The sequence below is a fragment of the Methylomonas sp. MgM2 genome (assembly GCF_054172045.1).
Window position 1 is genome coordinate 45,741 of record NZ_JBSYXO010000013.1, and the last position, 14,789, is coordinate 60,529.

Annotated in this window: 11 protein-coding genes; 2 read left to right on the forward strand and 9 right to left on the reverse strand. The window is 54.2% G+C overall.

All coding sequences use genetic code 11. The annotated features are described in order from the left end of the window. Positions 1-4 precede the first annotated feature (4 nt). The 4 genes from serC to ACW73I_RS11610 form a co-directional block, all read right to left on the reverse strand. Complete coding sequence (gene serC / locus ACW73I_RS11595; protein WP_458029503.1) at positions 5-1,084, reverse strand: 3-phosphoserine/phosphohydroxythreonine transaminase; 1,080 nt, start codon at positions 1,082-1,084, stop codon at positions 5-7. Next, positions 1,084-3,672, reverse strand: coding sequence for a DNA gyrase subunit A (gene gyrA, locus ACW73I_RS11600; RefSeq protein WP_458029504.1), 2,589 nt, complete (start codon positions 3,670-3,672; stop codon positions 1,084-1,086). Before gyrA ends, serC begins: the two co-directional genes overlap by 1 nt. Positions 3,673-3,795: 123 nt before the next feature. After that, positions 3,796-4,515, reverse strand: coding sequence for a dienelactone hydrolase family protein (locus ACW73I_RS11605; protein WP_458029505.1), 720 nt, complete (start codon positions 4,513-4,515; stop codon positions 3,796-3,798). Between the two features lie 15 nt (positions 4,516-4,530). After that, positions 4,531-5,019: a low molecular weight protein-tyrosine-phosphatase gene (locus ACW73I_RS11610; protein ID WP_458029506.1), complete on the reverse strand. Its 489-nt coding sequence runs from the start codon at positions 5,017-5,019 to the stop codon at positions 4,531-4,533. 522 nt (positions 5,020-5,541) lie between these two features. Here ACW73I_RS11610 and ACW73I_RS11615 point away from each other — a divergent pair. Together ACW73I_RS11615 and ACW73I_RS11620 are read left to right on the forward strand one after the other, a co-directional pair. Further along, complete coding sequence (locus ACW73I_RS11615) at positions 5,542-6,633, forward strand: trypsin-like serine protease (protein ID WP_458029507.1); 1,092 nt, start codon at positions 5,542-5,544, stop codon at positions 6,631-6,633. Positions 6,634-6,982: 349 nt separating this feature from the next. Further along, positions 6,983-8,686: a methyl-accepting chemotaxis protein gene (locus ACW73I_RS11620; RefSeq protein ID WP_458029509.1), complete on the forward strand. Its 1,704-nt coding sequence runs from the start codon at positions 6,983-6,985 to the stop codon at positions 8,684-8,686. Between the two features lie 139 nt (positions 8,687-8,825). Here ACW73I_RS11620 and ACW73I_RS11625 read toward each other — a convergent pair whose 3' ends face one another. The 5 genes from ACW73I_RS11625 to ACW73I_RS11645 all read right to left on the reverse strand — a co-directional run bounded on the left by ACW73I_RS11625 (position 8,826) and on the right by ACW73I_RS11645 (position 14,789). Further along, positions 8,826-10,025, reverse strand: coding sequence for an NAD(P)/FAD-dependent oxidoreductase (locus ACW73I_RS11625; RefSeq protein WP_458029510.1), 1,200 nt, complete (start codon positions 10,023-10,025; stop codon positions 8,826-8,828). Positions 10,026-10,060: 35 nt separating this feature from the next. Then, a complete protein-coding gene (gene bamE / locus ACW73I_RS11630) occupies positions 10,061-10,471 on the reverse strand; it encodes an outer membrane protein assembly factor BamE domain-containing protein (protein WP_458029511.1) in 411 nt (136 codons plus the stop codon). A gap of 87 nt (positions 10,472-10,558) precedes the next feature. Next, positions 10,559-11,293 carry a beta-ketoacyl synthase chain length factor gene (locus tag ACW73I_RS11635; protein ID WP_458029512.1) on the reverse strand — a complete coding sequence of 245 codons (735 nt, stop codon included), beginning with the start codon at positions 11,291-11,293 and terminating at the stop codon, positions 10,559-10,561. After that, a complete protein-coding gene (locus ACW73I_RS11640) occupies positions 11,293-12,495 on the reverse strand; it encodes a beta-ketoacyl-ACP synthase (protein WP_458029513.1) in 1,203 nt (400 codons plus the stop codon). Before ACW73I_RS11640 ends, ACW73I_RS11635 begins: the two co-directional genes overlap by 1 nt. Continuing rightward, positions 12,492-14,789, reverse strand: coding sequence for an MMPL family transporter (locus tag ACW73I_RS11645; RefSeq protein WP_458029514.1), 2,298 nt, complete (start codon positions 14,787-14,789; stop codon positions 12,492-12,494). The genes ACW73I_RS11640 and ACW73I_RS11645 overlap by 4 nt, the downstream gene beginning before the upstream one ends.

Genomic DNA, 14,789 nt, shown 5'->3' on the forward strand with positions numbered 1-14,789 from the left:
CGGATTAATGAGTGCGTTCGAATTCAGCCATGAATTCGATCAAAGCATCGACTCCGGCTTCCGGCATCGCATTATAAATACTGGCGCGCATGCCACCAACCGACCGATGGCCTTTCAGCGTACTTAGACCGTTTTTTTCGGCAGAAGCTAGAAATTCTTTGTCTAATTCCGGGTTAGCCAATACAAACGGCACATTCATGCGCGAACGGCATTCTTTAGCAACCGGATTACTGTAGAGACTGGATTGATCGATTGCTTGATACAGTTTCTCGGCTTTAACGATGTTGCGCCGTTCAATAGCCGCAATGCCGCCTTCGGCTTTCAGCCACTGCAGCACCAAACCCAATAAATACCAGTTATAAGTGGCTGGCGTATTCAACATGGAATCGTTTTTGACTTGTTGGGCATAATCGAATACCGACGGAACCGATTTCGGCGCCAAACCGATTAAATCGTCGCGGACGATAACCACGGTAACACCCGACGGCCCCATATTTTTTTGCGTACCGGCATAAATTAAACCGTAACGACTGACATCGACCGGGCGCGACAAGATATTGGAGGACATATCGCAAACCAAAGGCAAACCTTTTGAGTCGGGAATATCGTTGAATTCGACGCCATGTATAGTTTCGTTGGAGGTATAGTGCAGATAGGCCGCATCGGTGTCGACAGCCCAATGCTCTTCACTTGGGATTGTCGTAAACGCGGTATCCTTGGAGCTGGCAGCGATACCCACCTCGCAGTACTTGCTCGCTTCTTCGACGGCCTTGCTTGACCAGGCACCGGTATTGACATAGCAAGCCTTGCGCTTACCGTTCAATATGTTTTGCGGAATCATCGCAAATTGCGCGGTGGCACCGCCCTGTAGGAACAGAACCTGGTAGTTGCTCGGAACCGCCATAAGCTCGATCAGGTCGTTTTTCATGGTCTCGGCAATCGACATAAACGCCTTGCCGCGGTGACTCATTTCCATCACCGACATCCCGGTGCCTTGCCAATCGAGCATTTCTTGTTGCGCTTTCCGCAATACGGCTTCCGGCAACATCGACGGGCCGGCACTAAAATTGTAAATCCTTGCCATTATTCTTCTCCGCCGGAATCGGCTTCATCACTTGATAAATCGTTTTCGTCGTCCGCTTCGTCGTCCAAACCTTCGATGCGATCGACACCGACCACTTTTTCATCCTTATCCAAGCGAATGACGGTAACGCCCTGGGTGTTTCTCCCTACGACGGAAATTTCTTTGACGCGAGTTCTAACCAGAGTACCGGCGTCGGTGATCAACATGATCTCGTCATTATCGTTAACCAATACCGCGCCGACCACCGCGCCGTTGCGCTCCGAAGTCTGAATCGCAATCAGGCCTTGACCGCCCCGCTTATGCTGGGTGAACTCTTCAAGCCGGGTGCGCTTGCCGTAGCCGTTTTCGGTGATATTCAGAACCGTGCCTTCCGCCGAAATAATCAGCGAAATCACTCTAGCGCCTTCCTGCAAACGAATACCGCGCACCCCGGCCGCCGTTCTTCCCATCGGGCGCACATCGGTTTCGTTAAAGCACACCGCCTTCCCGTCGCTGCTGAATAACAGTACGTTTTGCCGGCCGTCGGTCAAAGCGACGCCGACCAGCGTATCGTTTTCACGCAAATCGATGGCAATTTTACCTTTAGCCAGCTGATAAGCAAATTCGGTCAGCGGCGTTTTCTTCACCGTGCCGGACGCGGTGGCCATGAAGACGAATTTATCTTCGCCGTACTCGCGTACCGGCAGCATCGCATTGATTTTCTCGCCCTCTTCCAATGGCAACAGATTCACGAACGGTTTACCGCGCGAAGCCCGACTCGCGACCGGCAATTCGTAGACTTTCAGCCAGTAGACCTTCCCTCGCGATGAGAAGCACAAAATCGTGTCATGGGTATTGGCAATGATCAGCTTGTCGATAAAATCGTTATCCTTGGTAGCGGCCGCGGACTTGCCTCGACCGCCGCGGCGCTGCGCCCTGTAGTCGCCCAGCGGCTGAGTCTTGACATAGCCCTCATGCGACATGGTGACCACCATATCTTCCTCGGTGATTAAGTCCTCGGCCGATAGATTGGAATAGTCCTGAATGATTTCCGTGCGACGCGGATCTTCGTACTGGTCTTTAATCTCTTCCAGTTCTTCTTTGATGACTTCCATCAAACGGTCGTCACTACCGAGTATATGCAAATACTCGTCGATCATCTCAAGCAGCTCTTTGTACTCATTAACTATTTTTTCTTGCTCCAAACCGGTCAAGCGGTGCAGACGCAAATCCAAGATTGCCTGTGCTTGGGCTTCCGACAAACGGTAACTACCGTCATGCAAACCGAACTCAGGCATCAAGTCTTCCGGACGGGAGCGGTCGGCATCGGCTCTATCCAACAGACTGGCGACGAGGCCGGCATTCCAAGTTCTAGCCAATAAACCGGTTCTGGCTTCTTGCGGGTTCGGCGAGGTCTTGATCAGCTCGATCATCTCGTCGATATTGGCCAAGGCTACGGCCAAGCCTTCCAGGATATGCGCCCTTTCCCGCGCCTTGCGCAAGTTGTAAATGGTTCTACGGGTGACGATTTCTCGGCGATGATCGATAAAAGCCAGCAGAATCTCTTTCAAATTCATGCAATGCGGCCGGCCGTCATACAAGGCCACCATATTGATGCCGAACACCGTCTGCATTTGCGTTTGTTTGTACAGGTTGTTCAGCACCACATCCGGCACTTCGCCGCGGCGCAACTCGACGACCATGCGCATGCCATCCTTATCCGACTCGTCACGCAAACCGGAAATGCCCTCCAGCTTGCCGTCCTTGACCAATTCGGCGATTTTTTCCAACAAACGGGCTTTGTTGACCTGATAGGGCAGTTCGGTCGCGATAATCGCTTGCCGGCCGCCGTCGCCGATCTCTTCGAAATGGCAGCGCGCGCGCAAATAAATCCGCCCACGGCCGCTGGAATAGGCTTCGTAGATGCCGTCCGCACCGTTGATAATGCCGGAAGTCGGAAAATCCGGTCCGGGTACGATTTGCATCAATTCCTGAATGGTCAGCTCACCATTGCCGATTAATGCCAAACAGGCGCTGACGACTTCGCCCAAATTATGCGGAGGGATATTGGTGGCCATACCGACCGCGATACCTGACGAACCGTTGATTAGCAGAGTCGGAATGCGGGTAGGCATGACAGTCGGTTCGGATTCCGACTCGTCGTAGTTAGGGGCAAAATCGACGGTTTCCTTATCGATATCGGCCAGTAATTCATGCGCGATTTTCGACATGCGCACTTCGGTGTAACGCATTGCCGCCGGCGAATCGCCATCGACCGAACCGAAGTTGCCTTGGCCGTCGATCAGCATATAGCGCAACGAGAACGGTTGCGCCATCCGGACGATGGTGTCGTAAACCGCCGTATCGCCATGCGGATGATACTTACCGATGACGTCACCGACCACACGAGCCGATTTTTTATACGGCTTGTTCCAATCGTTACCCAGTTCGCTCATCGCGTACAACACGCGCCGGTGCACCGGTTTTAAGCCATCACGAACGTCGGGAAGCGCTCTACCGACGATTACGCTCATCGCGTAATCGAGGTAGGATTGTTTCATTTCATCCTCAAGATGAACGGGAATAATTTCTTTGGCGAAGTCTGACATGTTCCGTGGTTTCAATTCATCCTAGCGTTCTGGCCGGATGGGAAAGCCTCTAGCATTACATCCGTTTAGTGCTAGCGAAGTGTTTTAAGAGCGCGTAATTATAGCAAATGCCGAAGAATCTGCTCAGGCAAATATCTCTTCGAAGAAGTTCTGCATCGCCCGCCAGGACCGCCGGTCCGCGGCCGGCTGATAGACGGTACCGAAGCTTGGGTCGTTGGCAACCGGATTGGTAAAAGCATGCATCGTGTTGCCGTAAACATGGATCTGCCAGTCGGCAGCCGCTGCAGTCAATTCGGTTTGCAAGGCCAAAACCTGTTCGGGCGGCACCATAGGGTCATCATGACCGTGCAAGGCCAACACTTTGGCTTTGATTTTGGGTTCCGGAATATTTTCCGGCGCCACAAACAAGCCGTGAAAGGCGATAACCCCGCGTATGTCGGCGCCGGTGCGGGCCAAATCGAGTGCACACAATCCCCCGAAACAAAAGCCCATCGCGGCGATTTTGCCGTTGTCTGCCCACGGCATTAATTTGACCGTATTCAATGCCGCCAGCAGACGCTGTTGCAGCTTGGCGCGATCTTCCATGAAAGGAGCCATCAATCGGCTGTTTTCTTCCGCCGAGTTGCCGCGTATACCTTTACCGTACATATCGGTGGCGAAACCCAAATAACCCATCTCCGCTAACTTGACGGCCTTGTTGGCGACAAATTCGTCCCGCCCGCCCCAGGCATGATGTATAAGCACTACCGGCCGGACACCTTCTATGGCATCGTCATAAGCAAAAAAGCCCTCTAACAAGGTTTCGCCATCTAAATAATCGACGGTATTGGATACGATCGCCATAACATTACCTCCTCTTCATATTGTCAATAGACCCTCGCGGCGCAAGGTTTCGATAAAACCTGCGGATGCAGCTTCCACCATGTCCAGTACTCGTTCAAAACCGTATGAACCACCATAGTAAGGGTCAGGCACATCACGTTGCTGCAAATGCGGCGCATAATCCAAGAAATACCGTATTTTATGCTTATGATCGTCCGGGCAAGCGTTATACATGATGGCGTGATTATCGCCATCCATCACCAAGATGTAATCAAAATTTTCGAAGTCGTCGCCCTTGACCTTTCGAGCTCTGAGATGTTTCAACTCCACCCCCCGCTCACGAGCGGCCTTTTGAGCCCTTAAATCCGGAGCATCGCCGATATGGTAGGCGTGTGTACCGGCGGAATCGACCGTAAACGCATGAACCAAATCTTGCGCTTCCAATACCGACATGAATACGCCTTCGGCAGTTGGCGATCGGCAGATATTGCCCATGCAGACAAAAAGAACCTTTATTTTATTCATATCAAACAATAACTTGTAACCGAAAACAACAGCAAGCGTTATGATTTAACCGCCGCCCTCAAATCTAATAAAGTCAGACACTTAAGTCATTATTTTTGGGAAAACGACGGCGAATTGCCGTCATTATAACTGTTGCGGCCGAAATCGACTAAATCGCAACGCAGCCGACGGTTTCGTCAAAATGGCCGTTCATTGCATTTTGAGCCCGGCACCGGGAACCACAGATTTAATGATCGTTTGCTTTACGTGGTCGGCGGTAACCGTTGGCCGCGGCCCGACCATAAAGCCGGCAAAAACCTTGAAAGGGGCTGATAGAACGCTTGGGCCAAGCGTTCGGATTCTCGTAGCTTATAGCTCGTTTACCGGCTTCAGCGGCTGCTATATCCGGCATAACGCTTTCCGTCCGGCATTCATTTCTTTCAAACTACGGTCTTCTTTACAAACCAATTACAGTTGACAGCCCCCCATGCCCGTCTAGTATTGCTGATGCAGCATTACCATCGACCGATCAGAGGTATTCAAATGTTTTATCAATTTCTACGGCGTATCTCGTATGCAAGTTCCATACTGTCTCTGGCATCCATCGCTCTATTTCCGAATTTTGCCGGTGCCGTCCCGCCCAAACTGCCGCATCAAGCCCGAATTCACGTGGCGCCCTTCAGAGTCATAAAAATCGAACATCAGGGACTAACTGCCTTAGCACAAGCACGTTACACCACCGTTGATAATCCGGCCAACCATGAAACGACCGCTTTTCCCGGTGTCGCGCAACTTATTCTCGACAGAAGCGATTTTACGGTCGGTTGTACCGGAACCTTATTATCCACTCGTATACATATCCTTACGGCCGCGCACTGCGTCACGGATGAATCCGGATCCGACGTTTTTAACTCGGGCACGGCCACGTTTTCGATAAACGGCGCCGATGAGGTAATCGACGTAATTGGCGTGAATATTCACCCGGATTGGGATGGCGACTTTCTCAGGGGAAACGACATTGCCGTGTTGACATTATCCGCCGAAGCCGGCGTAACCGGCTATGACATCGACAGAAACCCCAAAGACGACGTCGCATCGATCAGCGAGAAAATCGGATTTGGCGTATCCGGTTTCGGGACCGAGGGCTACGACGATTTGACCTATGCTTACGGCACTAAAAGGAACGGACAAAATAAATACGATGCGCTTGCAGATACCATGCTGCAAGCGCTGGGTTTACGCCCACGGCGCGATTTTGTCACAGGTTCCGTGCTTCAATCCGACTTCGATGACGGATTGGACGCTCACGACGCCTTCGGTTTTTTCTTCGGCATTTCGGACTTGGGACTGGGCTATGATGAAGTCATCTCCGCGCCGGGCGATTCCGGCGGGCCGACTATCAAAGGCGGTGTTGTTCAAGGCGTGACCTCTTACGGTATCACGCTTAGCTTCGCCGGCGGATCGACCTCCGACGTCACTTCAAACGAAATAGACAGCAGTTTCGGCGAATTTTCGGGTGACACGCGCGTCTCAAAGTATGCGAACTGGATCGATTCCGTCACCGGAAATAGTTCCGCCGATACCGGAACCGGCGCCGGTTGCAGTCCCGGCCAAGCGCGCAAAGGGAACTGCTAGTCTATCGTCCTACGGTGTGGACACCCTAAGCGGGTGCCCACACCCGACGGTTATCAAGCGAAACGGATATTCAGCCTTCTCCTATCAAACGACACTCATCGAGGCGTCTCACGACCACTTCGAAGATGTATCGCCCAAAGCATACCCGTGAAAACATTCTAATCATCCGCATAAATCGATAAAGTTTTCAACGTAATAGCCGATAGATTGTAAGCTATACTTCTTGTGGCCCGGCTTTGGCGAAGCAAAAGGCCACGGCAAAATAACAATAAATTAAGACAAGTTGGAGGAGTTTGGGATGTTGATGATGAACTGGCATTCAGTGGGAGTAAAAGTAGTGGCTATCACTATGACAGTACTCACCATCGTAGGTATAGGGATTTTGATTGTATTCGCGACCTTCCAAAAACAAGACCTGATCAATCAAAAAATAGAATCGTCGCGCCAGTTGCTTATCGTTTCGGAATCGATCCGGGACAATGTCGTGAAAAAATGGGAAAGCGGCTTGTATTCCCCCGAAAGCTTGGTTAATTTAACTCAAAATAAGAGTTCTGCCGAAGCTCGACGAATCATCCTAGAGACAGTCCCGACCGCAAACGCATGGGCTGTAATCGAAACCAAGGCCAAAGAAGGCGGCTTCCGCTTCAAAGCCCCTGCCCTCAATCCACGCAACCCTCCGAGAAACCTACCCGACGAAACCGAACGCAAAGTTCTGGACCTGTTTGCGAATGACCCGGCGTTGACGGAATACAGTGTCGTCGATGACGCAAAGCAAGAGATTCGTTACTTCCGACCGGTAAAAATGGTCAAGCAATGCGAGCTTTGCCATGGCGACCCCGCCACTTCGCAGGCACTTTGGAATAACGACCAAGGTAAAGATTTGCTGGGTTACCCGATGGAAAACCGCCGCGCGGGCGATTTACATGGCGCCTTTGAAATCATCACGCCGTTCGATGTCGCGCTAGCCGATTATCAAAAAGAAATTTATTACGCCATCGGCTTCCTGCTGCTTGGATTAATTGTGATTGGCTTTACCGGTTATTTCGTCATGAACTCCATCATTATTAGCCCGCTAACCGAACTGGCGCTGAACCTTCAACAAATTTGCAGCGGCGAAGGCAATTTGCGAGCCCGGCTGAACGCCCAAGGTAAATCGGAATTCGCCTGGGTTGCCTCAAGCTTTAACTCCTTCGTCAAAAAAATCGCTAAAACCGTGGACGAAATCAGTGTAACCAGTGAAAAATTGGCCAATGCTTCACATAAACTAGCGAACATCACCCAAACCACGCAGAAAGGAGTGGAACGGCAGCTACAGGAAACCACCTTGGTGGCAAATGCGATGAAACAAATGACCTCGACCGTGCAAGAAGTCGCCCGTAATGCGGTTAGAGCCTCCGAAGCTGCCGAGACGGCGGAACATGTAGCTACTTCCGGCAAAAACATCGTCAAAGATGCGGTCAACGGCATCAACAGCTTGGCCACCGAAGTTGAGAATGCCGCGAACGTGATCCACGAACTGGAAAACGACAGCAATAGCATCGGCGAAGTATTAGGCGTAATCCAAGGGATTGCCGAGCAAACCAATCTGCTGGCCCTTAATGCCGCGATCGAAGCGGCGCGTGCCGGCGAACAGGGGCGCGGCTTTGCCGTAGTTGCCGACGAAGTCAGAACCTTGGCCAGCCGCACACAAAATTCAACCTTGGAAATCCAGCAAACCATAGAACGATTGCAAGGTCGTGCCAAACAAGCCGTATCGGTGATGGACAATGGCCGGAAAAGAGCGGCTTCCAGCGTGGATCAAGCCGCATCGGCCGGGGAATCGATTACCTCCATAAGTGAAAGAATCGATACTATCAACGACATGAACAACCAAATCGCCAGTGCGGCCGAAGAGCAAACTGCCGTTGCGGAGGAAATAAACCACAATATCAGCAACATTGGTCATGTTTCCGAAGAAACTGCAATTGGCGCGAAAAGTACGGCTGAAGCTTGCAACGAACTGCTCGAGCTTGCCAACCAATTGCGCACGACGGTCGGTAGTTTTAGAACATGATGGAGTGCGACCCATTCCGCGGACTTACCAAACCGTAGTAAATCGGCGCGTTTTACTAAAAACCCGGCCCTTCGGTATTTTCCGCTTCATCGCCGACTAGGGCGTCGAGCGGGGCGAGCGCATGCCGGCAATGCGGCTTTTATCCCAGTCCGCCCATTTGTCGTCCGGCTAGCAAACTTCTCTGCAAGGCATTGTCGCTGACCCACAAATCGCCGGACAACAATCTGGCGATTTGCTCCTTCAATTCCGGATTTCTGTTCGCCTCGAAAAACAGGTTGTGCACGATGTTGGATTGATAAAAGCGCTCGACAAACAAACGCATCGTGTTGAAGCCCAATAAATAAGCTTCGTCGTCTTCGGCATGCAGGCCCGGGTCGGATTCGTTGCCGCCGGTCAAGCCTAGGTGCACGCGGTCCGCCACCCGGGCGGCACCGGTGAACGCCAAAAACACCCCTGAAGAAAACACCGGGTCCAGAAAGCCGGCAGCATCGCCGCAGCAAGCGTAGCGCAGGCCGTAACGGTTTTTGTTGCTGTAGCTGAAGTCCGCCTCAACCCTAACCGGGGCCGATTGCTCCGCCCCGGCCAAAAGCTGTTGCAGAACCGGCGATGCCTTCAGATAGCGGTACAGCAGCTCTTCGACCTCGCAGTCTTTCGGCCGTTCTTTTTGCACCACCAAGCCGACGCTCAGGCGCCGGCCGGATAACGGGATGATCCAGATCCAGCCGATATCGACCACCGGCACGTAGATGCTGCCGGAACGAAACAACTCGTCCGCCGCCTCGCCCGGCTGAATATTCTTAAAATGCGTGTAAACGGCAAATTTCCCAAGATTTTCGATGCGGTCGATACTGCGTTCCTTCTTCCCCATCAACGCGGCGCGTCCGGTCGCATCGATCAGATAACGGCAGCGATAGCCGGCCTTGTCCGACAACACGCCGACGCCGTCCGCCCGGCAGTCGACTTCCAGCACTTTTTCTTGTTGATGCGTTTCGACCCCGTGTTTGGCGGCATTTTCAAACAATAACTGATCGAAGGGCGCGCGTTCGAGCTGGTAAGTCTTACGATAAACGCTGAGCGGGAAATACATGCTTTGGCCGCCGGCTTCGTCCATGAACACCGCGCCGCTCTTGAACTGGTTGCCGCAGCTCCAATCGATGCCCAGACGCTGCACCACCGGTTCGCTGAACGGCAGCATCGATTCGCCGATATGAAAACGCGGATGCCGGTCCCTCTCTATCAGCAATACCCTATGCCCGTGTTGCGCAAGCAGGGTTGCCGCGGTCGAACCGGCCGGGCCGCCGCCGACCACTACAACGTCATAATCGAAACCGTTTTGCATATGATTTAATTACCTTCTAAAGCGCAGCTGGTTCGTTATTTGGCAAATCCGTCTTCCGCCGGGTCGTAAACGGCTCTGTGCACTTTCCAATGCACGCCGCCCACGCCGGCACCGGTATAGGTCACGGTGCCCACTCCTTTATAAAATTCGTCGGTACGCATCACGTCCGGGCCGAAATAAAACGGGATCCAGGCTTTGCCGGTTTGATAAGACTTGGTATCGCCAGGCTGTCCCAAAATTTCGTGCACCTGGCCTTGCGTCATGCCCAATTGGATTTTGGCAAAGGCACTATCGGGCGGAATATTGCCGATGATGCCCGCGTCCGGCGCCTTCGCCGACGCCGCGGCCGGTTGAGATGCCGCTTGCGCCGGCGTTTTGTTTGAAGACGCGCAACCCGCGCCGATGGCGAGTGCTAGCAGAATGACCCCATGTTTGTTGTATTGCACGATGACTCCTAATTTTATTTGAACTAAAGGGATGGTTGAACTGATCGCCTAGCGACCGGAGCGCTTGCCGATGCAACCGACCCGTGCCTAAGCCCCTATGTCGACGACCCAAGCGGCCGAAAGCGGCAATGCATCGGTTTCGCATTGATTCGCAACCCTATCCAGCAACGGAATTGCATTCAAGACCGGCATCGCCTCTGCCAAGGCCGTCCAAGACCGCGGGAACTCTGCTGCCTGCCGCCGGGGCCTGCAAAGCCGTGTAATATTACCTTCAACTGCACCTGCCGCCAATATCAGAGCCGTCGCGAAGCCCGGACGACCGCTACCGGGCATCAAATAACCCGGACAGCGCTCGTCGTAGCAAACCAATAATATTTCTCCGCCGTAACAAGCCAGTTGGCACCATGCTTCCAACAGTCCCATCGCAACCGTGTCCCGCCCGGCCGCCAGCGCGCTGGCGGCTTGCGTGCAGCGATGAGCGATGCTCCAATAGCCGGCGGCGGTATTTTGCACCGAATTATGAAAAGCGCTGGGCGAAATCAGGCCGTCGGGTTTAACCAGTTCAGTGCAGATGTGATCGGTAGTTTGAATCTCGCCGGCCACACTGGCGAAAATCGCGGGCAATTCCGCCGGTGAACGGCCGGTAAGATGACAGACTTCGGTCGCCACACTAAAGGTCAATTGCATGGCTTCGCTACTGCGCCGCCGCAACGCGGCGGGAATGGTATCACGCAGAATGTCGCCGCACGGAAACGGCAATTGCCGCCGCAGCTCGGCATCGGGCGAACAGGCGGCGAAGCCCAGCACACTCATGCATCGCATCAAGCGGCCTCCAATAACACGCAGGCATTGTTGCCGCCGAAGCCAAAGGCGTTGCTCAGCAATAGCCGTGGCTGCCGGTTCAGCACCGGCGCGGCGATGAGCGGCAACCCGAACTCCGGATCGGCCTGCAACAAACCGCAGGTACCGGGCAGGAATCCTCGCTCCAGGGCCAACAAACTGACGACCGCCTCGACCGCTCCGGCCGCCCCCAGCGTATGGCCCAGTATGCCTTTTACACCGCTACATAGCGGCGGATGCGGAAATAATCCGGCCACCGCTTTGGCTTCGGATTGGTCGTTCAAGCGACTGGCCGTTGCATGCAAATTAATGTAATCGACCTGCTCCGATTCGCGTCCGGCCAGCGTTAAGGCCCGGGCCATGGCGTCGGCTGCGCCGGCACCTTCGGGATGCGGCGCGCTCATGTGGTAGGCATCCGACGACTCTCCCACCGCCAGTAAGCGCGGCCTGCCGGCAGTGTCCGACTCGGCCCGTTCCAACAAAATCAGCGCCGCGCCTTCGCCGATATTGATACCTTTTCGTTCGGCATCCATGGGCCGACAGGGTTCCGGCGCAACCAATTGCAAACTGTTAAAGCCGCGTAGAGTCAAGCGGCATAGGCTATCGACACCGGCCACCAGCACCGCGTCGCAGACATCGGCCTGAATCAGGCGTTGTCCCGCGCCCAAAGCCTTGGCGCTCGACGAACATGCCGTCGATATCGCGTAACACGGCCCTTGCAGACCCAGTTCCAGCTTCAGGAATTCGGCGGTGGCCTGCGCGGTATGGGTTTTCAGAAATTCGAATTCGACCGGCATCGCGCCGTTGCGGAATAAATCGGCATAGGCGTTCTCGGTATCGTAGATGCCCGAAGTGCTGGTGCCCAGTATCAATCCGACCCGATCCGCCCCGTAGCGGGCAAGTACCTTTTCGACATCCCGGCGGAAACACCCCTGCTCCAACGCCAGCAACGCCAAACGGGCGTTGCGGCAATCGTAAGCTTTCAGATCGGAACGAATTTTCGGTAAAGGCGTTAGGACTTCACCGACCACGGTTTCGAAAGGAAGCTCGAACAATGTCAGCGCTTTCAGGCAGGTTTGATTGGCAATCAGCTTGCCGTATAAAGCTTCCACGTCGTCGCCCGCGGCGCTGGCACATTGATAGGCCGAAACGGCCACCGGACTGAGTTCTGGCTTGATGGTCATGGTGCGTTCGGTTTGGTTATCAGTAACGGACACAATAGAAAGCCCACGCCGACGCCCAGCGTGACGGACAAGGCCAATATCGGCAGGGTCGGCGTTTTGCCCAAACCCAAGGCCCCGAACGATACCAGCGTGGTCAGCGTCGATGCGGCTATGCCATGGTAAGTCACGTCGGCATCGCGTCCGCGGTTTTCGACGAAAAATATACCGTAATCTACGCACAATGAGATCGCCAGCAGCAAACCGATCACATGCAGAAAACTCACTTCTTCGCCGATCAAAGCCCAACCCGCGAAAATAAACAGCGTCGCAGCCAAAGACGGCAACAAAGTCAGCGGCACTTTTCGGATATCGCGTTGCTGACGGGCGATGACTAGCGCCATGACCAAAATCCCGATTAGCAACATCTCAAGCGAGCTATCCCGGTATTGCTCGGCCAGACGGTTCAACTGATCTTTTTGGCTGAAATAACGCACGCCTTCCAAACCGTGCAAGCCCTCGGCCAGTTTGGCGGGATCGTGTTTGCCCAGCCATAAGGCCAAGGCCACGCCCTGCCGGTCTTCCAGGATACGCCCGGACAAGATATGACCGACTTGCGATTTCAGAACGTCTTCAGGCCGCAATAATCGCTCGGACACCGGCGGCAACTCGCCTAGCTTGTCGACCGAAAGGCCGACATGGCTGAGCGCGGCGCGCCAGGCCAAGCGAAACGGCTCGCTGACCGAATTTTCATAAACCACGGCATTACGCTGCTGCAACGATCCGGAGACTAGCCACGGAAACAGGCCATGGTGTTCATCGACCGCGCCTTGCCGATGCAAAATCCGTAAACGGCGCTCGGCGGCTTCCGAACGCTGCAAGGCCGTTTCCATATCGCCGGCTTGTATCAGCACAAAGCGGCCGGGCTCGACACTGGAAAAATGCTCGCGCACGGCGGCGTCCTGCTGTTTGAGCAGGTCCATATTCAACGCCAGTTTTTGCATGTCGTCCATCCAACGCAGCTTGGGCAACAAAACCGGCGTCGCGATGGCCAGCAGGCCCAACAACAGCCACAGGAATTTTCCGCGGCGCCGGCAGAAGCCAACCCAAGCGGCAACCCCCGGCAAGTCAGCGACATGCAACCTCTTTTCGGACAGCAAGGCCGGCAGCAGCCAACGGGTCAAACTCAGCGAGGTCGCTATGCTGAACAGGGCAAACACGGCGATTTGCTCGAAGCCCGGAAAACCGGTCGCCCCCAATGCCAGATAGCCGATGATTGTAGTCAAGCCGCCCAAGAACAGACTAGGCCACAGCAATTGCGCCACGTTTTGCAGAGGCCTGCGATGTTTGACGCCATGCACCATCACATGAATGGGGTAGTCGATGCAGATGCCGATCAAACTAGCGCCCAAAGCCAGCGTCAGACTGTGTACATAGTTAAAACTCAAGGCCACGGCCAGTGTGCCGATCAAAAAGGCGGTGGCCTGTATCATCATGATCCAATGCAAGGCCACGAATGAGCGGAATAGCCATAAGAACGCCAGCACCACCGCGACACTGGATACCGTGGAAACCAGGGTTACGTCGCGATTGATTTCGTCGTGGGCGGCAACGCTCACCACCGGCACGCCCGCCATGCTCAAGCGAAAGGCCAGACCGGATTCGGCGTTCAATGCATCGAATGTTGCCCGGAGTGTCGCTTGCAAGCTCTTATGGGCCACAGAATCCAATGCCGGCGGCCGGCTTTGCAAAATGATGGCAACGGCTTTTGTGTTCGCCTGGTCCTGCCGCTGAAACCGGCTATTCAAGCCCTTGAAACCATTCATGGAAAGCAAAAGCGGATCCTGTTTGGCGACCGCCTTGATGAAACCGCCTTGCGGAGACAGCAGCGCTTGCTTGAGCGCTTCGGCACGACTGTTTAATCCTTGCAGATCGAACAATTCGGCTCCCTCATCTTCCGGGCTCAAGCTGAACAGCCGGGCATGGTAAGGCGCATAAGCCGCCACGGCATCTATCCAGTCCAGCGGCGGCTGATCAGCCCGCCACACCTGCTCGGCGTCGCCGAGTTCGGCCAATCGCCGCAGGAAATCGCTACTGAAACGGCCGATATCGGGAACGCCGTCCTTCTCCACGACCAACAAATAGCGGCGAGACAACTCTCCGGACTGCAACAGCCCGGACAATAATCTGGAATCTTCGTCATCGGTGGCGGTGAAAAAGGCGTTGAGGTCGCTTTCGATCCGGATTTGCCAAACCGTCAAAGCCAGCAACAACGGAAACAGCAGCAAAAACCAGCGTTTTCGGACAACGAACGACAC